The organism is Comamonas testosteroni TK102 (assembly GCF_000739375.1).
Classification (GTDB): Bacteria; Pseudomonadota; Gammaproteobacteria; order Burkholderiales; family Burkholderiaceae_C; genus Comamonas; species Comamonas brasiliensis.
On sequence record NZ_CP006704.1, the window covers coordinates 1,732,300 to 1,754,153 of the forward strand.

At 49.2% G+C, this 21,854-nt stretch carries 18 protein-coding genes; all 18 read left to right on the forward strand.

Going from position 1 to position 21,854, the window contains the following annotated elements:
* Positions 1-987: 987 nt before the first annotated feature.
* The 18 genes from O987_RS27835 (at position 988) to O987_RS27850 (ending at position 21,821) form a co-directional block, all read left to right on the forward strand.
* On the forward strand, positions 988-2,010 hold the full coding sequence (locus O987_RS27835) for a helix-turn-helix domain-containing protein (RefSeq protein ID WP_080731472.1): 1,023 nt from the start codon (positions 988-990) through the stop codon (positions 2,008-2,010).
* A 70-nt stretch (positions 2,011-2,080) separates the two neighbouring features.
* Positions 2,081-2,599 carry a transcription termination/antitermination protein NusG gene (gene nusG / locus O987_RS27840; protein ID WP_080731473.1) on the forward strand — a complete coding sequence of 173 codons (519 nt, stop codon included), beginning with the start codon at positions 2,081-2,083 and terminating at the stop codon, positions 2,597-2,599.
* A gap of 260 nt (positions 2,600-2,859) precedes the next feature.
* Entirely contained in the window at positions 2,860-4,089 is a 1,230-nt protein-coding gene (locus tag O987_RS27845; protein ID WP_080731474.1) for a polysaccharide biosynthesis/export family protein, read from the forward strand.
* Between the two features lie 11 nt (positions 4,090-4,100).
* The gene (locus tag O987_RS07825) at positions 4,101-4,535 is read left to right on the forward strand and encodes a low molecular weight protein-tyrosine-phosphatase (RefSeq protein ID WP_043376228.1); all 435 of its coding nucleotides are present in this window, start codon (positions 4,101-4,103) and stop codon (positions 4,533-4,535) included.
* Positions 4,536-4,591: 56 nt separating this feature from the next.
* A complete protein-coding gene (locus O987_RS07830) occupies positions 4,592-6,835 on the forward strand; it encodes a polysaccharide biosynthesis tyrosine autokinase (protein WP_043371476.1) in 2,244 nt (747 codons plus the stop codon).
* Between the two features lie 64 nt (positions 6,836-6,899).
* Positions 6,900-8,195 carry a nucleotide sugar dehydrogenase gene (locus O987_RS07835; protein WP_034359171.1) on the forward strand — a complete coding sequence of 432 codons (1,296 nt, stop codon included), beginning with the start codon at positions 6,900-6,902 and terminating at the stop codon, positions 8,193-8,195.
* A gap of 19 nt (positions 8,196-8,214) precedes the next feature.
* A complete protein-coding gene (locus O987_RS07840) occupies positions 8,215-9,162 on the forward strand; it encodes a Gfo/Idh/MocA family protein (RefSeq protein WP_043371480.1) in 948 nt (315 codons plus the stop codon).
* Positions 9,163-9,176: 14 nt separating this feature from the next.
* On the forward strand, positions 9,177-9,767 hold the full coding sequence (locus O987_RS07845; protein ID WP_034359166.1) for an acyltransferase: 591 nt from the start codon (positions 9,177-9,179) through the stop codon (positions 9,765-9,767).
* Positions 9,764-10,861 (forward strand): DegT/DnrJ/EryC1/StrS family aminotransferase, encoded by a 1,098-nt coding sequence (locus O987_RS07850; RefSeq protein WP_043371483.1) that lies wholly within the window; start codon positions 9,764-9,766, stop codon positions 10,859-10,861. The genes O987_RS07845 and O987_RS07850 overlap by 4 nt, the downstream gene beginning before the upstream one ends.
* 7 nt (positions 10,862-10,868) lie before the next feature.
* Positions 10,869-12,278 (forward strand): oligosaccharide flippase family protein, encoded by a 1,410-nt coding sequence (locus O987_RS07855; protein WP_043371486.1) that lies wholly within the window; start codon positions 10,869-10,871, stop codon positions 12,276-12,278.
* Positions 12,275-13,450, forward strand: coding sequence for an O-antigen ligase family protein (locus O987_RS07860; RefSeq protein WP_043371488.1), 1,176 nt, complete (start codon positions 12,275-12,277; stop codon positions 13,448-13,450). The genes O987_RS07855 and O987_RS07860 overlap by 4 nt, the downstream gene beginning before the upstream one ends.
* A 52-nt stretch (positions 13,451-13,502) precedes the next feature.
* Positions 13,503-14,438 carry a hypothetical protein gene (locus O987_RS07865; protein ID WP_043371490.1) on the forward strand — a complete coding sequence of 312 codons (936 nt, stop codon included), beginning with the start codon at positions 13,503-13,505 and terminating at the stop codon, positions 14,436-14,438.
* A gap of 255 nt (positions 14,439-14,693) precedes the next feature.
* Entirely contained in the window at positions 14,694-15,938 is a 1,245-nt protein-coding gene (locus O987_RS07870; RefSeq protein ID WP_043371494.1) for a glycosyltransferase family 4 protein, read from the forward strand.
* Complete coding sequence (locus tag O987_RS07875) at positions 15,935-16,525, forward strand: sugar transferase (protein ID WP_043371497.1); 591 nt, start codon at positions 15,935-15,937, stop codon at positions 16,523-16,525. Before O987_RS07870 ends, O987_RS07875 begins: the two co-directional genes overlap by 4 nt.
* 106 nt (positions 16,526-16,631) lie before the next feature.
* On the forward strand, positions 16,632-17,294 hold the full coding sequence (locus O987_RS07880) for an acetyltransferase (RefSeq protein WP_043371500.1): 663 nt from the start codon (positions 16,632-16,634) through the stop codon (positions 17,292-17,294).
* Between the two features lie 45 nt (positions 17,295-17,339).
* Entirely contained in the window at positions 17,340-18,542 is a 1,203-nt protein-coding gene (locus O987_RS07885) for a DegT/DnrJ/EryC1/StrS family aminotransferase (RefSeq protein ID WP_043371502.1), read from the forward strand.
* A gap of 299 nt (positions 18,543-18,841) precedes the next feature.
* Positions 18,842-20,854 (forward strand): polysaccharide biosynthesis protein, encoded by a 2,013-nt coding sequence (locus tag O987_RS07890; RefSeq protein ID WP_051962144.1) that lies wholly within the window; start codon positions 18,842-18,844, stop codon positions 20,852-20,854.
* A 145-nt stretch (positions 20,855-20,999) separates the two neighbouring features.
* On the forward strand, positions 21,000-21,821 hold the full coding sequence (locus O987_RS27850) for an EAL domain-containing protein (protein ID WP_080731476.1): 822 nt from the start codon (positions 21,000-21,002) through the stop codon (positions 21,819-21,821).
* Positions 21,822-21,854 lie beyond the last annotated feature (33 nt).

A 21,854-nucleotide genomic window follows, 5' to 3' on the forward strand; every position in this document is an offset into this window, starting at 1 on the left:
TATGGGCGATTAGCGTGAGCTTCAATGAAGTACGTGATGCGGCTCTTATAGCCGATCTACTCAAATAATTCCCCGAAACCAAGCTGTGCATATTTCACTGGTGATCGTGCATATTACGCACGGCACGTTTATGAAGCGTTTATCAAAAGTAGTGCTGTCTCTATTATCTCTTACAAAGAAATGCCGGAAAACGCAAAGGACACTCCCTTTTTTACCGAGAAGTGGCTGTTGATTTGGAAGAAGAATAGAAGGATATGGAAAGTTTAGGGTCACTACTACCGACAAAGCTCTGTGGACGAAAAAACTAACTGCATAAGATTAATGGGCGAGCTGGTCATGTTCAGAAATTTTGGGCGCTATTTAATGAGCTCCACATTTCTGTAGAAATGAACAATAGGTTCACTGAACGTGGTTACCCACCGACCCTCGCGGTGGCATAGCTTCGTCTGGAGGTTGTGGTTAGCTCGACCTAAAACAGGTTGACGCAATCGTGTCGGATTAGGGTAGAGCGTTCTCGTAGAAGTCAAGTATTAGCATTTTGAAAGTAATGTTAATCTATCTTGATCTGATATCAGATGATATCAAGTGATACATTCATATTAATTGAGTTACTTTGGAAGATGAGTGTGTCGATTGAAAATAATTTTTAGTTTGTCCATTAATAAATCAATAAGGTAATGATATTGATTTAATTGAAATATGGTCAGAGTCTAATTGCTTTTTATTAAAGGTAATTAAAATTCACGATCAGAGTATAAATATTTTATCTCAAAGATTTCGGCAGTATAAATTCAATCGGATATTGGATATTTTTAAATTCCAGAGTGGCGCGAACTGGTAGTAATGTTGGCGTAATGTGGCAAGAATATGCGGTTCTATTATGTTTTAATTTGTATTAATTCGTAACGACGGGAAAATTAATTCCTGGCGAAAAAGTGAATAATTATACATAAACTAATTTAAGAAAATTTGCGCTGGATTTTCTCCATGCAGCGAGATATGTTAAAAATACCTTTGGTGCGTGGGAAATTTCTTTTCCCTTTTATTGAAGCGACTTGTTTTTCGAATAGAGAAATTGAATCTCTGCTGATGAAAAATAAGTTGCCTATTTACTTGTATGGAAAACAAGATTGCTATGTTCCTTTGAGGAATGCAGTTCAGTTTTCTGATGCGGCTAGGCGAATGCGCGGATCTTATGATGTTGGTTACTTGCTTTCTAAAAAAATCAACTTCGAATATTTATCCGATAAATCTCAATCGATCATAAATGGATCTCCGGATCTTTATTCGGCTTTGCAAAATTTTAGTGCGAGAGCGCAAATAGAAAATACTGATTTATTAGTAAAAATAGAGTTTCATGGATCTTCTTTAAGAGTCTGTGGATCGTTTAAAAATACATCTGCGTTGCAAAATATTGAAAACTTTCAATGGATAAATAATTTAATTTTAATTGAGATAGTCCGACAGTTTGCTGGTAATGATTGGATGCCTGAATGCATGGCATTTAATGCATATTACATGCCATCTGATGATGTACGCGCAATTTGGAGTAGGTGTAAATTTACGTCTGCACACCGAGAAGCTTGGATCGAGATTCCAATATGCTATTTAAGCATGCCGCCAATTAATAAAAAAATATTCGGCAAAGAAAATAAAATAGATGTTCTTAACTATTCTAATTCATTAATTGATGCGCTTAGACTAATGTTGCCTTCTTATCTGGATGGAAAAGTTCCGACTGTTTTTGATATAGCAGAAATGGCTAATGCTAGTACAAGAAGTTTGCAGCGCGCCTTAGCAGATTCAGGTTTAAGCTATCGTGGAATACTAAATGAAATAAAATTCAATAAGGCTATGCATCTTTTGACTGATTCAGATACAAAGATTGTTGATGTTGCACTATCTTTGGGTTATTCGGATGCGGCCCATTTTACACGCGCATTTCAAAAAATAGCAGGTGTTCCGCCGTTGAGGTTCCGAGTTTTTAGCAAAGAAATGATGCTTAGATAAGATTAACCTATTGATAGTATTTGCGTTACTGAGAAATTACAAAATTTATGATTCATCTGCAGGATAGCTTATGAGTGAGATACTTGAAAATTCTCATTTTTGGTTTGCTGTATATACACGCCCGAAGCTTGAAGCCGTTGCAGTTGAGAACCTTATTGCGCAGGGGTTTGATGCCTATCTTCCACTCTACAAACAGTTCAAAAAAAATGGCGAAAATTTCAAAGTTATTTTTGAGCCTATGTTTCCAAGATATGTGTTCTTTCGACCAGTAAATTCTGCTCAGTCTATATTGCCGGTTAGCTCCACACGTGGTGTATCACACGTGATTCGCTTTGGATCTCAGATTGCTAAGATAGCTCCGGAAGTTCTTAACGCAATCAGACATATAGAAATAGAGCGCACTGCATTAGATGAAGATGAGCTTATTAAATTACGTCCGGGTGATCGTGTTCGAATTAATGAAAAAGCATTAAAAGGTATCGAAGGCGTAGTTAATAAGGTTTCTAGTCGTCGCGTATCGGTATTGCTTCAAATATTAGGCCGTCCTTTGCTTGTTAACATAGAGCCACATAGACTGGAGTCAGCATAAGATTGTCAGTAAATATCTTGTTGACTTGTTGACTTGTTGACTTGTTGACTTGTTGACTTGTTTTGTTAGTGCGATAGGATGTTGGTTTTGCTTATATGTTTCCGCCTCTCTAGGCGAAAACATTGCGGTAGCCTGCGTGCTTATTTTCTTTTAATTTCAAAATTTATTAACAATTGAGTGCTGATCTAAAGAAAATTATTCTTGAATAATTTTCCGCCTAAATTCTGGTCATGTGCAATTTTTAGAAAAAATGGATTTCAATGCATCAAAAAATTGAATATAAATGCTTGAAAAATTTTAAGTACTGCTTGTTTGCAGTACAAGTTTTATTAGTATCTAGTCTTGCCGGTTGCGCATTGGCACCTGGACAATTTATGCAACAAGGCTTTGCCAATGATTTAATTAAACCTCTGCAAAATTATGGAGCATCGTCAATTGATGAAAATAAAGAGCAGAAATTTAATAGTTCTAAGGAAGTAACAGATCAAGTAAAAATTTCTACGAATCAACTTATAAATATTACCTCGGATCTGATACGGGTGCAGAATAGGAATAAATCCTACGAGCTCAGTTCAGAAGTGCGCGCATTATTTGGAACACCAAGACCTTATCAAATCGGCCCAGGTGATATCCTTAATATTGTTGTCTGGGATCATCCCGAGCTTGCTCTGATTCCTGCTGCATCTTCGCTTACGAGTGATGTTTCCAGCGTATCGCCGGTGGGTAACGGATATAACGTCAGTTCTGCCGGCTACATCCAGTTTCCCTATGTCGGCGGTGTAAATCTCGAAGGTCTTACCGAGTTTGAGGCACGGGATGTACTTACGCAGAAACTATCCAAATATGTAAAGAAGCCCCGCATTACTTTGCGTATACAGTCTTATCGCAGTGGTCGCGTCTATATCGATGGTGAGGTTCGCGCTCCAGGGTTGCAAGCTATCAACGACATTCCAATGACCCTACCTGAAGCGATTAATCGTGCCGGGGGGTTCACTGTCCTTGCCGACCGTGCGAGCGTGATGATATCTCGGGATGGAAAAACTACTGCGATCGATATGCAACGATTGCTGGAGTTGGGTATTAATCCATCGCTGATTCTTCTGAGTAAGGGAGACTTAGTCCGCGTGCTAAGTAAAGAGGAATCCAAGGTCTATATTCTTGGCGAGGTGACGCGCCCAATGGCACAGCCTCTGCGTAATGGAAAACTCAGTTTAAATGAGGCTCTTGGAGAAGCAGGCGGAATTAGCACCATCACTGGCGATCCAAAACAGGTCTATGTAGTGCGACCGTTGCCCGACGGAAATTCTGAGATATTTCACCTAGATGCAAGTTCTCCAATGGCCTATGCCTTATCCGAAGGCTTTGCACTTAAGTCGCGTGATGTGGTGTACGTCGATCCTGCACCTGTTGTGCGATGGAACCGTGTCATCAGCCAGATCTTGCCTAGTGCTTTAGCTATCAACAATGCATCCGCTGCGGCGACCCGTTGAGCAACGACAAGATGCAAAACATACTGGTTCTTTGTATAGGCAATATTTGCCGCAGTCCTCTGGCTGAAGCGTTGTTGCGACGTCAGCTTCCTAGTAAGACTATTTGGTCGGCCGGTATGAAAGCGTTGGTCGGTAACCCTGCCGATCCGGAGTCCGTAGCTGTAGCTGTGCAGCATGGCTTGGATTTATCTGCTCATCGAGCCCAGCAACTTACCGCCTGGATGTGCCAGCGGGCAGAACTAATCCTACTAATGGAACAGAGTCAAAAATTTGACTTGGAGCAGCAATATCCCTGGACCAGAGGCAAGGTTTTCAGACTGGGGGGCTGGAGCGATTTCGACATTGTCGATCCGTACCTACAGTCGCGCGAGGCCTTCAATGTCGCTTATGCCTGCATCTCACGCGGGGTTACCGATTGGGTGCCCCGCATCAAGCAACTTGGCTAGTGCGTTATCGGTGAACTGAGCATCAATCAACGCTAGATGCAGAAGCAATTGAAAGCATGAATCTTCCTCCTTACAAAAACGTCACACAACTTGATCAATCTTCGGGATCTCCTGTGTACGACGACGAAATCCATTTAATTGATTTGCTCGATGTAGTTTTTGACAGCCGTTGGCTTATCGCGGGCATAACAGCGCTAGCACTTTGCATCGGGTTCGCTTATACATTATTAAGCCCCCCGGTCTACCAGACTGATATCTTGATCCAAGTTGAAGACACGAAGGTCATAGGGGCGAATGGCTTGCTGAATGACGTTAGCAGCATGTTCGATATTAAATCTCCAGCAGTTGCTGAGATCGAGATTTTGCGTTCACGCATGGTGATTGGTGAGGCGATAGCCAATTTGCACCTCGATCTGGAGGTCACTCCCAAGTACATACCGCTTGTTGGTCGCTGGCTGGCACGACGTGCGACCGGGCTGTCTGAACCTGGATTTCTGGGTATGGATGGCTATGTCCGAGGTACAGAAGCGCTTCAGGTGGCCAACTTCACTGTTCCCAAGAGTCTAGAAGGCAAGGTACATACGGTTGTACTCACAGAAAAGGGTTACCAGTTGGTCTCGCCAGACGGCGAGCTTTTGGGCCAAGGAACTATCGGTAAGTCTATGCACATCCAGTATCCAGAAGGCGAGGGCAGCCTGCTGGTGGTCGGTGCTAATGGAAAAGCCGGTGCTGCCTTTTATGTCACTCGCTATTCAAAGGCAGATGTCATCGGACAGTTCCAGGACAAGATCAGTATTGGTGAGAAGGGCAAACAGTCAGGCATGATCCGCAGCACCCTTGAGGGTAGCGATCCTCTGCTGATCTCCCAGACGCTCAACGAGATTGGCAGGCTCTACGTTAGTCAAAACACCCAGCGAAAGGCTGCAGAAGCAGCAAAATCGCTAGCCTTCCTTGAGACTCAGCTACCCCAACTTCGCAAGGAGCTCGAGGAGTCCGAGCGGAAGTTCAATCAGTATCGCAGTAAGAACAATGTCTTCGACCTTGAGGGCGAGGCAAAGGTAATGCTTGATCATGGGGCGAAACTGCATATAAGCCTCGTGGAGCTACAGCAAAAGCGCAAGGAAATTGAGGCTCGCTTCACCAGTGCCCACCCTAGCTTGCAGATCATTGACAACCAGATAAACAGCGTCAATACCGAGCTTGACAAGTTAAATAGCCGCGCTCGAACTTTCCCTTCCGTGGAGCAAGATCTGCTGCGCTTAACACGCGATGTAAAGGTTAACAACGAACTCTATATTTCGCTGCTCAACAGCGTTCAACAGTTGCGCTTGGTCAAAGAGGGCAGAGTCGGTAATGTCCGGCTAGTGGATGAAGCTATCGTGCCTGAGTTGCCGGTCAAGCCTCGTAGTGCACTGATCGTGGTGCTAAGCACTGTTTTAGGCTTGATAGTTGGACTGGGTCTGTCATTTGCTCGCAACAACCTTCGCGTTGGCCTCAAGGATCCGTCGGAAATCGAGCAGCACAGCAGCCTTCGCGTGCTCGCAACCATACCGCATTCCGAGGTTCAAGCTGAGCATGCCAAAGCTATCGCTGGCAAACTGCCTGGCAATCACGTGTTAGCTATTCAAGCGCCTGACGATCCAGTGGTCGAGAGCATGCGTAGCCTGCGAACCGCGCTGCAGTTCGTCATGCTTGATATGCCTAGCAGCTTGGTGCTTTTTACAGGCCCTACGCAGGGCGTCGGTAAATCATTTACCAGCGTCAACTTTGCCACGATAGTTGCTGCGGCCAGCAAACGCGTGTTGCTTATCGACGCTGATCTGCGCAAAGGACATCTGAACAGCTATTTCGGACAGGGGCGTACAGGAGGACTGAGCGAAGTGGTTAGCGGCAGCATGGCATTTGGTGATGCAGTGCGTCGTGAGGTTGTGCCAAATGTTGACTTCTTATCCACAGGCATTTTGCCGCCAAATCCCGCGGAATTACTTACAAATTCGGCCACCCAGGCATTACTGAAGCAAGTTGCCACTCAGTACGACTTTGTAGTTTTAGATGCGCCTCCTGTACTGGCTGCGTCTGATGCCGCCATCTTAGCGCCTCTGGTGGGCGCGGTATTCATGCTTGTGCGGGCCGAGGTGACTAGCCTTGGCGAGCTGCAGGAGGCCTCTAAGCGGTTGGCTCAGGCCGGAGCTGAAGTGCGCGGCGTCGTTTTCAACGATCTTCACATGGCGACGCGGCGTTACAGCTACGGCCTGGGCTACAGGCATGGCAAATACCGCTATGTCAACTACGAATACTGATTTCTTCCACCGGCTTTCGTCCGCTATTGAAGTGTGTCAATGCCAGAAACCTCGTTGCAGCAAAATGAATCTATCACAAGCAAATATAGCCGTCATTGGGCTAGGTTACGTCGGATTGCCATTGGCTGTCGAATTTGGAAAGCACCGTAACGTGCTTGGATTCGACATTAATGCAGAGCGTATTGCCGAATTGAAAGCAGGACACGATAGCACATTGGAAGTGGCATCGTCAGACCTTACAGCGGCTAACCGTTTGAGCTTTAGTAACACGTCCTCAGATTTGGCTTCCTGTCAAGTTTTTATTGTCACCGTACCCACTCCGGTTGACAACGTTAATCGACCAGACCTTACGCCGTTAGTCAAGGCTAGTGAGACTGTTGGCAAAGCCATGCCTTCTGGGGCTGTCGTCATTTTCGAGTCCACGGTTTATCCCGGAGCTACTGAGGAAGTTTGTGTACCAGTACTCGAGAAATTTAGCGGAAAAAAATTTAATGTCGATTTCTTCTGCGGTTATAGCCCTGAACGTATCAACCCTGGTGACAAGGTGAACACGCTGAAAAAGATTAAGAAGATCACAAGTGGATCCACTCACCAGGTAGCACGTGAAGTTGATGCTCTCTATGGCTCCATTATTTCCGCTGGAACATACCAAGCTAGCAGTATCAAGGTAGCGGAAGCCGCCAAAGTCATCGAGAACACTCAGCGTGACTTGAATATTGCCCTTGTTAATGAACTCTCCGTCATATTCGATCGCATCGGTATAGACACCCTAGATGTTCTCGAGGCAGCCGGTAGCAAGTGGAATTTTCTTCCCTTCCGTCCTGGGCTCGTCGGAGGCCACTGCATTGGCGTTGATCCGTACTATCTTACCCACAAAGCTGAGGAAGTGGGCTACCACCCACAAGTCATTCTTGCTGGTCGTCGCATCAACGACAACATGGCCCGCTATGTGGCGCGCAACACCATCCGACACATGCTGCTCAATGGTATGGATGTTTCTCAATGCCGCATTGGCGTACTAGGTGTCACCTTCAAGGAAAACTGTCCTGATATCCGCAACAGCAAGATCGTAGACATGGTCAATGAGTTCAGAGCATGGGGGGCTAGTGTGGCGATAGCCGACCCCTGGGCCGATGCTGAGGAAGTTGCACGCGAATATGGTCTGGAGTTAGAGGCGGTTGATCCCGATCATGCTGTGGATTCTCTAGTGGTCGCTGTGGGTCATAACGAATACCGGCAGATGCCCTTGGCAACTTTGCGTGCGTTCTGTCGCGGAAGCAAACCAGTGCTTGTGGATGTAAAGAGTCTGTTTAGTAGGAAAGAGGCTGCAGAAGTTGGCTTTACCGTTTTCCGACTTTGATGAATTTGATAAATAAGATATGAAAAACTTTGCCTTGATTGGTGCCGCAGGCTATATAGCACCGCGTCACATGCGTGCCATCAAAGACAGTGGCAACCGCCTGGCGGTTGCCTACGACATCAACGATTCTGTCGGCATCATCGACAGCATCTCTCCGCATAGCGAATTCTTCACGGAATTCGAGCGCTTCTACGAGCGTGCCAAGCAGTTGCAGCGGAGCCCGGCGTCGGCGCTCAACTACGTCAGCATCTGCAGCCCGAACCACCTGCACCATGCGCACATCGCCGCTGGTCTGCGGCTAGGTGCGGACGTGATCTGCGAAAAGCCTCTGGTGCCAACGCCCGAGCTACTGGACGAGCTAGCACGCGTAGAGCAGGAGACTGGGCGCCGTGTCTTCAATATTCTGCAATTGCGTCACCATGACGCGATCCTCAAGCTTCGCGAGAAGGTGGCTCTGGCGCCTTCAGACACCAAGTTCAATGTCGAACTGACTTACATCACCTCTCGTGGCCGATGGTACGACGAAAGCTGGAAGGGCGACCCGCGCAAATCCTTTGGCGTGGCGACGAATATTGGAGTGCACTTCTTTGACATGCTGCACTTTGTGTTTGGCCGTTTGCAGCGTAACGTTATGCACTACAGCGCCGAGAACAAGGCTGCTGGCTATCTCGAGTACGAACGCGCCCGTGTGCGCTGGTTCCTCTCGATCGACGCAAACGATTTGCCGGAAGCGGTCAAAGGCAGGAAGCCGACTTTTCGCAGCATCGACATTAGCGGCGAGCAACTGGAGTTCTCCGAAGGGTTCACTGAGCTGCATACCACCAGCTACCAGGAGATCCTGGCCGGCAGGGGGTATGGAATCGAAGACGCTCGACACTGCATCGAGACGGTGGACACGATCCGCAGCGCACGCCCGGTGAAGGGCGACCACGGCGAAGTGCACCCCAGTGTGCACCGATTGGTTTGAAAGGCGGTAGCAACATGAGCATGAATGTCCACCCCAGTGCGATCGTTGATGAAGGCGCGCAAATCGGCAACGGTACACGCATCTGGCACTGGGTGCATGTTAGCGCCGGCGCACGCATCGGCGATCGCTGCTCGCTGGGTCAGAACGTCTACGTCGGGAATGACGTGGTGATCGGAGACAACGTAAAGATCCAAAACAACGTGAGCGTATATGACGCGGTGACTCTGCAGGACGATGTGTTTTGCGGCCCTAGCATGGTGTTCACCAACGTCTACAACCCGCGCTCGGCTGTTTCGCGCAGAGACGAATATCGTCGCACGCTGGTGAAGCAGGGTGCCACGCTCGGCGCCAACTGCACCATTGTCTGTGGTACCACTGTGGGTGTACATGCGTTTGTCGGTGCAGGAGCGGTGATCAACAAGGACGTGCCTGCTTATGCGCTCATGGTCGGTGTGCCCGCGCGGCAGATCGGCTGGATGAGCGAGTTCGGGGAGACGCTCGACCTGCCGCTGGAAGGCCAAGCGGAAGCCATCTGTTCGCACACGGGGGATCGCTATGTGCTCGACGGTAATGCCGTGACCAAGTTGAAAGCCAATACGCCATGATCGAATTCATCGACCTCAAGACCCAGCAAGCCCGTCTCAAAAATCAGATCGACTCTGCCATCGCACGGGTTCTGTCTCATGGCCAATATATCCTGGGCCCTGAGGTTGCGGAGCTCGAGGAAAAGCTTGCGGCCTATACTGGCGCTAAGCATTGCATTACCGTGGCCAATGGCACAGACGCTCTGCAAATCGCCCAGATGGCGCTTGGGGTCGGCCTAGGCGATGAGGTCATCACCCCTGGCTTCACCTATATTGCCACGGCCGAAACGGCCGCATTGCTGGGGGCGAAACCGGTGTACGTTGATGTCGATCCGCGTACCTGCAACTTGGATCCTGCGCTGCTGGAAGCCGCCATAACAGCGCGCACCAAAGCGATCATCCCGGTCAGCCTGTATGGCCAGTGCGCAGATTTCGACGCCATCAACGACATTGCCGCTCGATACGGGATTCATGTGATCGAAGATGCTGCGCAAAGCTTCGGCGCCAGCTACAGGGGACGAAAAAGCTGCAACCTCACCACTATTGCATGCGCCAGCTTCTTTCCCAGCAAACCCCTTGGCTGCTACGGAGATGGCGGTGCGATTTTCACCAGCGACGACGAGCTGGCAAAAATAATTCGCCAGATTGCACGCCATGGGCAGGACCAGCGGTACCACCATCTCCGCGTAGGCGTCAACAGCCGACTGGACACCATTCAGGCAGCGATATTGCTGCAGAAGCTCGCTGTACTGGACGAAGAGATAGGAATGCGGCAGCAAGTCGCAAAATCCTATACCAATTTTCTGGAAGATGCCGCGATTACGCTTCCTCATGTGGAGGACGGCAACATAAGCGCCTACGCCCAATATACCCTTCAATTGGAAGGCCGGGAGGCGATACAGAAAATATTGGCCGAGCGGGGTATTCCTACGGCCGTGCATTACCCGCTTCCGCTCAATAAACAGCCCGCTGTACAGCGAGATCAGGCGAAACTGCCGATAGGTGACCTATTGGCTGGTCGAGTCATGAGTTTGCCGATGGGGCCTTACCTAAAGCTGGACGAGCAGTTGCAGATCTGCAAGGCCTTGCGTAGCGCACTCGACGTAAAAGTTTGATTGCTCCATGTTGAAGCGCGTTCTGAAATCTGGCACCTTGCTGGTGTCCGGGACTGCCGGCGGACAGTTAATCGTGGTTATTTTTTCGCCAGTTTTAACACGCCTCTATGTCCCCGATGAATTTGGTGTATTTGGTGCTTATGCAGCTGTGCTGTACATGCTGCTATCTTGTGTTTCGCTACGCTATGAAGTGGCCATCCCTCTGGCAGAGACTGATGAAGATGCAGATTATCTGGCGGCGCTGGCATTGTCCCTTACGGCAATATTTTCCTTATTGCTCTTTCCGGTGCTGTGGTGCGTGGGATTTTTCTATTCTCCTAAATATTTCTGGATATTCCAGTATTTCTTGCCTCTCGGTGCTGCTGCAGCCGGGGTATACAACGTATTCATGTATATGCGCTTGCGCAGCGGAGACCAGAAGGCCATTGCCAAGACACGTGTGACTCAATTAATGGTGGGTACTGTTATCCAGATTGGCTGTGGATTTTTGCGAATAGGTGTTGCCGGACTGGTTGTGGGGCAGATCATCGGCTTGTCATTTGGTCTCAGCAGATTGACAGGGTTTTCATTCGAAAAGTACCTGAAATTGATCTCTCGCAGAGATAAATTGATGGAGCAAGCGAGGCAGAGAAGCGGGTTTGCATACTACGATGCCCCCGCGGCACTTATGGCCATGGCCAACAATCATATGGCGATACTGCTGACTGCAGTCTTTTTCTCTCCGGCTTTTGCCGGAGGGTATGCGCTAGCCCAGCGTGTCATTATTACGCCCTTGGGTATTGTTTCGAGTGCAATATCTTCATCGCTTATTTCAGTTGGGAGGGATTTGAAGAAATCAGATCGTGATGATTTTTTTGAAAAGCAGGAGTATCTTTTGCTACTGATCACTCCCGTGGCTGTCGTTTGCGCCATTCTGTCGATGCACTTTGTTGGGATGATTTTCGGAAGCAAGTGGGAGGTCTCGGGGGCGATTGCGGCATGGATTGTCCTTTTTGTCGGGCAGAAATTCGTCTATGACGCAAGCTTCTCCATGTACGCGATTCAGGGACGGATGCAAGAAGGACTTTTTTCCCAATTGATTGTTTTTATCGTGCGTTTTGCTGCGCTGATTATTTCTGCGAAATTTATTTCGCCTGTTGCCAGTATCGGGGTGTTTTCCCTAGTGAGCAGTTTGGTGTATCTGACTTTATCGCGTCGCATGCTGGGTTCAAGTGAAAATACATCGTATTGTTCATTCATATTGTCGGCTGCTGATGTGGTTTTTCCCTACATAGTGGTTGGAGTATTTTTGATGCAGGATACGGTTACATGGGGGCCGCCTACTGCCTTACTGCTGTATTTCGGATGGTGCTTCTCCAGAATAGGGTATTCTTTTTTTATGAGTACGAAAAAGCGTCGCAAGGAGGCGCAGGTATGAGGCAATCTGAAAAGAAGGGTGGTTTTTTTTTCGCCTATATTCTGGCAGGCGCCATTTATTTGCTTTTTGTTTCTGGCGGAGTTTTTCCCTATGTTCAGGGCGATCTTGTGAAAAGCCTTGTAAAAGGGCTAGCGCTTGCTGTGGTAGTTTTTCATTTTCTGATCGCTAGATTGCGTCATGCAGATCTTGATCCTTTAAGTAAATTTTTTTTCTTTGGGTTGACTATAGGGGTATGGGGGATGATCCGAACTGAGAATTTCGGATTTGCCCTTGAAAAAATAGATGGTGCGGTAGTGTGTTCGATATTTATGGCTGTGCTTTTGCATCATGGCTATCGCAGGTATGGAGAGCTTGATTTCCAGTCCAGACTGCTGACTGTTTCGTTTTTTATTTTGATTTTTACTCTGATATATAAAACAATATTCGGATTTTTTGATCGTGAGGTCAGGTTTTTCCTGAATGGCCCGATTGTCTATGGCTGGATCATGGGATTCTGTTCGCTTCTTTCGTTCCACGTCTGGAATGAAAGAAGGCGACTGGTGTATTTGGCTGCATTTGCCATTTTCTTTATGGCACTGGTCTGGACAGAGTCCAAGGGGGCTATTTTGGCTTTTTTGATCGGATTGGCAATTTATTGTGTACTTAGATTCCACAGAAAATATAAGCTTCTGATTGCCCTAGTCATTGGAGGCATTGTTTTTTATTTCACATTGGCGGATCAACTGGTGGAGCTTTTGGAGGACTCAAGATTGAGCGCAATACTGCGGATCGTGGGTGGAGAACTGAATCAGTCTGATGAAGGCTCGGTGGGGTCACGAGTAGTGCTTATTGATAAAGCCATGCAGGATTTTAGTAGCCATATATTCATGGGGATTGGCTTGGCAAATTATTCGTTTAATGAATTTGTTTATCCGCATAACCAGCATCTGGAAATTTTTGCAGAGATGGGGGTTGTTGTCGGCTTTATTCATGTAATTTTTGTTTTGCTGTCTTTCTGGCGGGCAAATATTCTGAACAAGGCATTGATCGTCTTCTTTGGCGTGGCGGCGAGTTTCAGTGGAGATGTTTCCTATTTGAGATTTCTCTATGCCTTTTGTCTTGTCGGATTCATGCCAAGTATGGGTGCTCAGATTAAAGAGAGGCTTGTGCTGAGCGAGCGCACGATTGGTTAACCTCTGGAAAACATATCTTAGAAGGGTGGTTGCTTTGAATGCGGGTAATTCTGTGAAAATCGCAAAGCTTATCAAACAGCATTTACTTTTTTGTCTGTTGGTGCTGGCGAGTTATTTTTTGAGTCATGAGGTTCACTCTGCTGAAAAACAGGTGAGGATCATGAGTTGGGGGCGGGATTCGTCGGAAAAATCGGAAATTGGTGTGAATGAGATCCGGATGGGATGTGCCAGCGGGCCGGAATCATGTGCAAAAAGTATTGATGCTCGGAATCTTTCCGGGGTAGATGAGGTTGCTCTCTCCTTGGGCTATCAGAAAGAAGATAATTTCCTGGAAAAAGATCTGCCGGGCTACTTGAAACTAGTGGCCGACCATCCCAAGGTCAAGGAAATCGGTATGGATGATTTCGCCAGCTTTATGGGGAGGCTGTGGAGTGGTACTGCGGCACAGAAAATGCTGGACTTTATCCAAGCCATGAAGAAATCTTCCGCCATCAGGTTCAGGGTTACCGTCTACGATGATGAATTGGCGAAGATTTCAATGAACGAAAAATTATTTCCGCTGCAACTGAGAAAAAAAGTCGATAGCGTGGCATTTTATCTTCGGTACAGGGATAATGTTAATCAGTACGATTATCTTCTGAGACAGGTGACGAGCCTTTTTCCCAATGCGAAGATCTATGGCGGTGTCTATCACTATGATCGCATTGACTATATTTTCTGCGATGAAAATAAAAGGGAACGTTGTACCAAGGAGCAGGAAATGGAATTGTTCTCCTTGACTCTGAAGAAGCAACTGCAGCTGGTTGGTGATAAAAGATTGGCAGGCCTTGAGTTTTATCCAGGCTTCATTGGCGAGGAATCTACTTGGGGTGCGTGGAAAAAGAACGCCATATGCCGCCAGAATCGCATTGAGGACTGTGTAAAAAATTCTCAGTTGATGGGGGCGATCTTGCGGGATGAGGTTCTCCGTTTTTCCGCCCAGAGATAATTAATTTCCCCAGGAGCACATCTTCAGTCTTGGCTCTTTTCATGCTCCGGCATGCTGAATCTCTGGCCGGCGGAAGCTCGTAATTAGCATTATTTCCTTCGGGGCCCCACGGCCGAAAAGGTCTTCTGCCCAGGCAGCCTGCGCCATGCATGGAGGTAGGCGGGTTTGCGGCAGATGTACTCCCATCCATCAGGCGGAATCACGCAGGGCCGGCAGACCTGGCTTTGACCTGCGGCCGGCAAACAGTTTGGATATATGAAACAAGTCTGGATACTCAACCACTACGCTCAGGAGCCGGGCGGTGCCGGTGGCACGCGGCATTTCCACCTAGCAGAGCATCTGCTGGCCCATGGCTGGCATACCACGATCATTGCTGCGAGCGTGGACCATGCGACTGGCCGCCAGCGGCTGGGGTCGCACGAGGCCCAGCGCCACGAGACGATCCGGGGCGTGCCCTTCCTCTGGGTAAAGACGCCCGCCTACGCCGGCAACGGTGGCAGCCGCGTACGCAACATGCTCGCCTATACTTGGGGGACGCTGCGTCGGCGCAGCCTAGCGGTGTTGCCGCGGCCCGATGTGGTGATCGGCTCTAGCGTGCACCCGTTTGCTGCGGTGGCCGGCGCGCTTCTTGCCAGGCGGTACCGTGTGCCCTTCATCTTCGAGGTGCGCGACCTGTGGCCGCAGACGCTGGTGGATATGGGACGCCTGCGCGATGGGGCCGTCCTCACCCGCGTGCTGCGCGGGCTGGAGCTGTGGCTTTATCGGCGCGCAGCGCGCACCGTGGCGGTTTTGCCGTTGGCCTGGCAGTACATCGTGCCGCTGGGCATCGCCAGGGAGCGTGTTGTCTGGATTCCCAACGGGGTCGACCTCTCGTTGTTCCCGCCTGCGACACCGCCCGGGGAGCCCGAGGATGCAATCTTCACGCTGATGTATTTCGGCGCGCATGGCCAGGCTAATGGGCTGAAGACGCTGCTACAGGCGATGGCCCTGCTGCGCCTGTCGCCGCAGGGCGCGCGTATCCGGCTGCGCATGATCGGCGACGGCCCCCAGAAGCCGGAGCTAATGGCCCAGGCGGCCGAGGACGGGCTGGACAACGTCAGCTTCGAGCCCCAGGTTGCCAAGCGTCAAATCCCGTATCTGGCAGCGCAGGCGGACATCTTCGTGATCACGGTGCTCGACCTGCCGGGGCTTTACCGCTTCGGCATCAGCATGAACAAGCTGTTCGACTATCTCGCCGCAGGGCGGCCCATCGTCATGGCCTCGGGTGCTGCGAACAACCCCGTTGCCGAAGCTCGGGCCGGTCTGACGGTCCCTCCGGGAGATCCCCAGGCCCTGGCGGAAGCCATCCTGCAGATGGCTGCAACGCCCCTGGCCGAGCGCCAGCGCATGGGTGCCGCAGGGCGCCAGTATGTGGAGCAGCACCATGGCTTCGGACAGTTGGCGGGGCGGTTGGCCGAGGTGCTGGACACGGTCCGCTCTGAGCCGGGAGGACGGTCGTGAAACGTTGCTTCGATTTCATCGTTGCCTTGTGCGGACTCGTGCTGCTGTCGCTGCCGTTGCTGTTGCTGGTGATTTTGGTGCGCCGCAAGCTGGGCAGTCCGGTGTTCTTTTGCCAGACACGGCCGGGCAGGGATGGCCGGCCCTTTCGGATGCTGAAGTTCCGCACCATGACGGACGCCCGTTGCACCGACGGACAGTTGTTGCCGGATGCTGAGCGCCTTACGTCGTTCGGCCGCTTCCTGCGGGCCAGCAGCCTAGATGAGCTCCCCGAGTTGTGGAATGTGCTCAAAGGCGACATGAGCCTGGTTGGCCCGCGCCCCCTGCTGATGGAGTATTTGCCGCTCTATACGCCTGAGCAAGCGCGTCGCCATGAGGTGCGTCCCGGCATCACCGGCTGGGCGCAGGTCAATGGGCGCAACGCGCTCAGCTGGGAAGCGAAGTTCCAGCTGGATGTTTGGTACGTGGACCACCGCACACTGTGGCTGGATATCCGCATTCTGTGGCTGACGGTGAAGAAAGTGCTAGTGCGCGAGGGTATCAGCGCGACGGGCGAGGCGACCATGCCGCGCTATACCGGTGAAAAATGATAGCGGTTTGCGCCTGTTCACCGAGGATTTCATTGTCAAAGCCATTCATAGCCATGACGCAGATAGCGCTGGTAGCTATCAAAAATTAAGCTTTCAGGAGATCTCAATGCCACCACATGACCTGTATGGCGTCTATGGCGCCAGCGGCTGCGGCCGCGGCGTGATGCCGCTGGCACGACAGCAACTTGCGCAGGCGGGCGTGCCCGTCGAGCGTCTGGTCTTCATCGATGATGCGCCGCCTGCGGAGCGGATCAACGGCCACCGGCTGCTGAGCTATGCCCAGTTTCTGGCCGAGCCTGCCGCGGAGCGCCATGCGGTGCTGGCCGTCGCCAATGGAGCGGTGCGCGAGCGCCTGGCGCTTCGCTGTGAGCAGGACGGCGTGCTCACTTGGAGCGTGGCCGCCGCCAATGTGGTGCGGATGGATGAGGTGCAGCTGGGTGAGGGCGCGGTGCTCTGCCCCTTCGCCACGCTGACTAGCAATATCCGCATAGGCCGGCACTTCCACGCCAACCTCTACAGCTATGTGGAGCACGACTGCATCGTGGGTGACTTCGTTACCTTCGCGCCGGGCGTGCACTGCAACGGCAACGTAGTGGTAGAGGACCACGCCTACATCGGCGCCGGCGCCATCCTCAAGCAGGGTCGGCCGGACGAGCCGCTGGTGATAGGCCGCGGCGCGGTCGTGGGCATGGGCGCGGTGGTCACCAAGAGCGTGGCGCCCGGCACAACTGTGGTCGGCAATCCCGCGCGGCCGCTGCAAAAGGCCTGATGGGTCTTCTCCTTTGGTTCATCCCCGTTTTCAAGTGTTCATACCATGCTCAATACCCCGTTTTCCCCCTGGCCCAGCTTTACTCCAGAGGAGTCCGAAGCCGTGTGCCGCGTCCTGCAATCGAATCAGGTGAACTACTGGACCGGCATCGAGTGCCGCGAGTTCGAGAAGGAGTTCGCCGCTTGGGTAGGCGTTCCGCATGCAGTAGCGTTGGCCAACGGTACGCTAGCGCTGGACATTGCGCTCAAGGCCTTAGGCATAGGCAGTGGTGATGAGGTGATCGTAACGCCGCGTACCTTTATTGCCAGCGTCTCTTGTGTAGTTAATGCAGGAGCTACACCGGTGTTCGCGGATGTGGACCCCGATAGCGGTAATGTGTCCGCTGCCACCATTGCCAGAGTTCTCAGTCCCCGCACGAGAGCCGTTATCTGTGTGCACCTGGCAGGCTGGCCTTGCGATATGGATCCGATCATGGAGCTTGCAACAGCCAATGGCTTCTATGTGATTGAGGACTGCGCGCAAGCGCACGGTGCAAGATATAAAGGCCGATCAGTAGGTGCCATCGGACATATTGGAGCCTGGTCTTTCTGCCAAGACAAGATCATGAGTACAGGTGGCGAGGGTGGGATGGTTACAACCAACGACGTGGCCTTGGCGCGCGCGATGTGGGAGTACAAAGACCATGGTAAAAGCTACGAGGCAGTATTCGAACGCCAGCATCCGCCAGGATTTCGATGGCTACATGAGAGTTTTGGGACCAATTGGCGAATGCTGGAAATGCAAGCCGCCATAGGTCGTATCCAGCTCCGGCGCATGACGGAATGGACTTTGCAGCGAATGGCCAATGCATATCACTTTTTTTCCGTCTGTAGACGGCATTCAGCGGTGCGCGTGCCGGATTTCTCTGTCATGCCGGTTGGTAGCTTGCATGCATATTACAAGCTTTACCTATATGTCAAACCCAATAATTTAGCGCCGGGCTGGAACCGCAACAGAATCATTGAGACTTTGGTGGGAGAAGGCGTGCCTTGCTACCAAGGCAGCTGCTCCGAGGTTTACTTGGAGAAAGCCTTCGACGGTACTGGCTGGCGTCCACCGAGCCGTCTGCCAGTTGCTCAAGAACTTGGAGAGACAAGTTTAATGTTGCTGGTGCATCCAACACTGACGTCCGAAGAAGTACATAAGACTGGCCTTGCGCTCGATAAGGTGCTGGCGAGTGCGTCTTTATCAATGAAAAATTGTGAATAATTAGCGAGAGATGGTTTGTATTGCTTAGTAAGCAATACCGCTTATTTACGCTTCGCTGCTGTCATTTGACCTGCTCCGGTTAATCGGCCTAGCAATCCGACCTCATAGCGCTGCAGGCTGGCAAAAAAATAACATTAGTAGTATCCGATTTCGGAATCGGTATTAATGGTCAATTGAGCACCAGGCATATCTGCGCCTCGCATCTGACGAAAGACGTTGGTTGTGTATTTCAGTCCAATTATCGTGATGCCTATAGCAGAATTTGCTCGCGGCTGCTTTAGTGACAATCGAGAGAAAATATGTGGAATAAAAAATCACTAGTTGAACTACTGGTGCACATGCCGCGCTCAACAAAGCGTCTCATTGCGCTGGCTGTCGATACCTTAATCTGTATCTCTACTGTTTGGTTGGCGCTCTGTTTGCGATTGGAGGATTGGGTTTTCCTACAGCCGCAGCACATTAGTGCTGCTCTGCTCGCAGTCACTTTGTTTATTCCCATATTTTACTGGTTTGGGCTGTATGCTAGTGTCTCTCGATACGCAGGATGGCAAGACATGCTTGCTTTATTACGTGCGTTCGCGCTATATGCGATTACCTATTGTTTTATATTTACTGTAATTGGGGTTGATGGACTACCAAGAGCCATAGGCATCCAGCAACCGTTGCTCATGCTGTTCGGCATTGGCGCAAGCCGTGTTATGGCGCGTTTTTTGCTAAGCAATATTACCCACACGAGAATTAATCAGTATAAGGTGCCTGGAGTACTTATATTTGGCGCCGGCTCAGCCGGAAGGCGACTTGCGTCAGCGCTTCAAAATTCTCCGGAAAATCGCCTGATAGGTTTTATTGACGACGATCCAACCCTGCAAGGCCGCCATTTAAACATGGTGCCTGTCTATGCGCCGTCCGACTTGATGAATTTAGTTAAGATTTCTAATGTTAAGGAAATTCTATTAGCTATTCCTTCTCTAGGTCGAAAGCGTCGGCTAGAGATTTTGAATTTTCTTCGCTCCTTCCCATTACATGTTCGCACATTGCCGAGCCTTTCAGATCTTGCGAATGGAAAAGTGACCTTAAATGATCTGCATGAAATTGATTTCGAAGACCTTCTTGGCCGAGATGCCGTAGAGCCCGATTTTTCTCTAATGCAACGACATGTTCGAGGTAAGGTTGTTATGGTTACTGGTGCAGGCGGTTCGATCGGCAAGGAACTGTGCCGGCAGATCGTACAGTGCGAACCAAAACTTCTTTTGCTGGTGGAGATTAGCGAGTATTCCCTATATCAGGTACAGGAGGATCTGCAGGCACTATTAAACGAGCGGAGACAAGATCGTGGACCCCTCGCTGTGGAGTTGGTGCCATTGCTGGCATCAGTTACCAATGAAAGCAGGATAAACGAAATCGTCTCCACTTGGTGTCCGCAAACTGTCTATCACGCGGCCGCATATAAGCATGTTCCGCTGGTGGAACACAACATGCTGGAGGGGGTGCGTAATAACGTTTGGGGCACATGGATCTGTGCTCGTGTTGCTGCAGCCAAAGGCGTCAAAAACTTCGTGCTCATCAGTACAGATAAGGCTGTGAGGCCCACAAACGTGATGGGCGCTAGCAAACGATTAGCGGAAATGGTGCTGCAGGCAATGGCGCATCACTCAGGCATTTCGACTTGCTTCACGATGGTTCGGTTTGGCAATGTACTTGGCTCTTCCGGCTCAGTGGTTCCACTTTTCAGAAAGCAGATCGCTAACCAAGGTCCCATAACACTTACTCACGCCAGCATCACTAGGTATTTCATGACTATTCCAGAAGCCTCGCAACTTGTCATGCAGGCTGGCGCTATGGCTAGTGGCGGAGAGGTATTTGTGCTCGACATGGGAGAGCCGGTGCGGATTTATGACTTGGCTTGCCGCTTGGTTGAGCTTTCGGGGCTACGAGTGCGTGACAGCAAAAATCCTCATGGAGATATAGAGATAAATATCACTGGACTACGCCCTGGTGAGAAGCTTTATGAGGAGTTACTGATTGGTGATGGTGCACAGCCGACAAGTCATTCAAGAATTTTGAAGGCGCACGAATCTTTTTTGGACTGGAATCAGCTTGAGCCTAAGCTCAATATGTTGGAGTCATACATATCCGCATCAGATATGGAGGCGGTAAGAAAATTACTCATGAATGTAGTTTCTGGGTACAAACCAGTCAATGAAGTGGTTGATTTAGTTTACCAGCAATGCGAACGTGAACGAGGTATTAGAGAGCTGGTAAGACAAAAGGAGCCTTATGCACTGTTTGTTTCAAATGTTTCTGAGGAGTAATGAACCCAAAAATATCAAAAAATAATAAATCAACAGCAAGGTAAATTCTGAACATTTGATGTTATAGAGATTTTATGCCGTAAATTTCACTATTGTTACTGGTTCACCTTAGAAATTAATATTTAATTTGATTGTGGTAATCGCCATGCATAAAATTGAAGCGATCAATAATATACATTCCTATGAGTCAAATGAAATTAAAGCCCTATCCGAGAAATTAATTGAGGATTTGAAAAATGGTTGTTTGGCTTTGGCATTTCAGCGAGTAGTTGCTTTTGACAGAATTAATATTATCTCATGTCTTTATTATGAGGTTCTTCTTCGGCGTTCTGTAGATTTTGAGGTTAATTATCTGTCCTGCGGTGAAGGCATAAAAGCACTGGAGCTGATGAATAAAGTTGAGCAACTAGACTTTAGCGTGATATGGACAACTATTCATACCTTGAAGTTAAACACTCTTCAAAAAATAGGCTGTAATATTTCAGCCCTAACTTTTAAAAAAAGTAGCAACTGGAATTTTATTATTTTCTTTTTGGAAAAGAACAAGAGCATATCCGAAAGATTATTTATTGAGATAACGGAAACAAGTGAGTTTTCAGATAAAAATGAATCTTTAATTTTAATAAAGAGATTAAAAAATACTGGGGTGAAAATAGTGATTGATGATTATGGAAAATATAATAGTAATACTGAATTGATTGAACTAATAAACCCCGACGTTGTTAAAATAGATAGATCTCTGTTGGCTAAATCTCGTGATTCAATTTTTCTTCTTAAGAAAGTTATTGAATCATGTCATAGGGTAACTGACTGCGTTATAGTCGAAGGTGTCGAAAGTGAACTTGATTTAAAAATTGCTCATAATGCTGGTGCTCAAGGAGTGCAAGGTTTTTATATCCATCGACCAACTTTGAGAACTGAATGGATTAGCAAAAGTATAGTAAAAGTTACGAATATATTCGTGTAGACGAAGCTCTTATCAATTATTTTGAAGATTGCG

Coding starts and splice junctions, on each gene's coding strand:
- O987_RS07885 (WP_043371502.1), top strand. CDS start 17,340: ATGCTCAATACCCCGTTTTCCCCCTGGCCCAGCTTTACTCCAGAGGAG.
- O987_RS07835 (WP_034359171.1), top strand. CDS start 6,900: ATGAATCTATCACAAGCAAATATAGCCGTCATTGGGCTAGGTTACGTC.
- O987_RS07845 (WP_034359166.1), top strand. CDS start 9,177: ATGAGCATGAATGTCCACCCCAGTGCGATCGTTGATGAAGGCGCGCAA.
- O987_RS07890 (WP_051962144.1), top strand. CDS start 18,842: ATGTGGAATAAAAAATCACTAGTTGAACTACTGGTGCACATGCCGCGC.
- O987_RS07840 (WP_043371480.1), top strand. CDS start 8,215: ATGAAAAACTTTGCCTTGATTGGTGCCGCAGGCTATATAGCACCGCGT.
- O987_RS07880 (WP_043371500.1), top strand. CDS start 16,632: ATGCCACCACATGACCTGTATGGCGTCTATGGCGCCAGCGGCTGCGGC.
- O987_RS07855 (WP_043371486.1), top strand. CDS start 10,869: ATGTTGAAGCGCGTTCTGAAATCTGGCACCTTGCTGGTGTCCGGGACT.
- nusG (WP_080731473.1), top strand. CDS start 2,081: ATGAGTGAGATACTTGAAAATTCTCATTTTTGGTTTGCTGTATATACA.
- O987_RS07850 (WP_043371483.1), top strand. CDS start 9,764: ATGATCGAATTCATCGACCTCAAGACCCAGCAAGCCCGTCTCAAAAAT.
- O987_RS07870 (WP_043371494.1), top strand. CDS start 14,694: ATGAAACAAGTCTGGATACTCAACCACTACGCTCAGGAGCCGGGCGGT.
- O987_RS07825 (WP_043376228.1), top strand. CDS start 4,101: ATGCAAAACATACTGGTTCTTTGTATAGGCAATATTTGCCGCAGTCCT.
- O987_RS27835 (WP_080731472.1), top strand. CDS start 988: ATGCAGCGAGATATGTTAAAAATACCTTTGGTGCGTGGGAAATTTCTT.
- O987_RS27845 (WP_080731474.1), top strand. CDS start 2,860: ATGCATCAAAAAATTGAATATAAATGCTTGAAAAATTTTAAGTACTGC.
- O987_RS07830 (WP_043371476.1), top strand. CDS start 4,592: ATGAATCTTCCTCCTTACAAAAACGTCACACAACTTGATCAATCTTCG.
- O987_RS07860 (WP_043371488.1), top strand. CDS start 12,275: ATGAGGCAATCTGAAAAGAAGGGTGGTTTTTTTTTCGCCTATATTCTG.
- O987_RS27850 (WP_080731476.1), top strand. CDS start 21,000: ATGCATAAAATTGAAGCGATCAATAATATACATTCCTATGAGTCAAAT.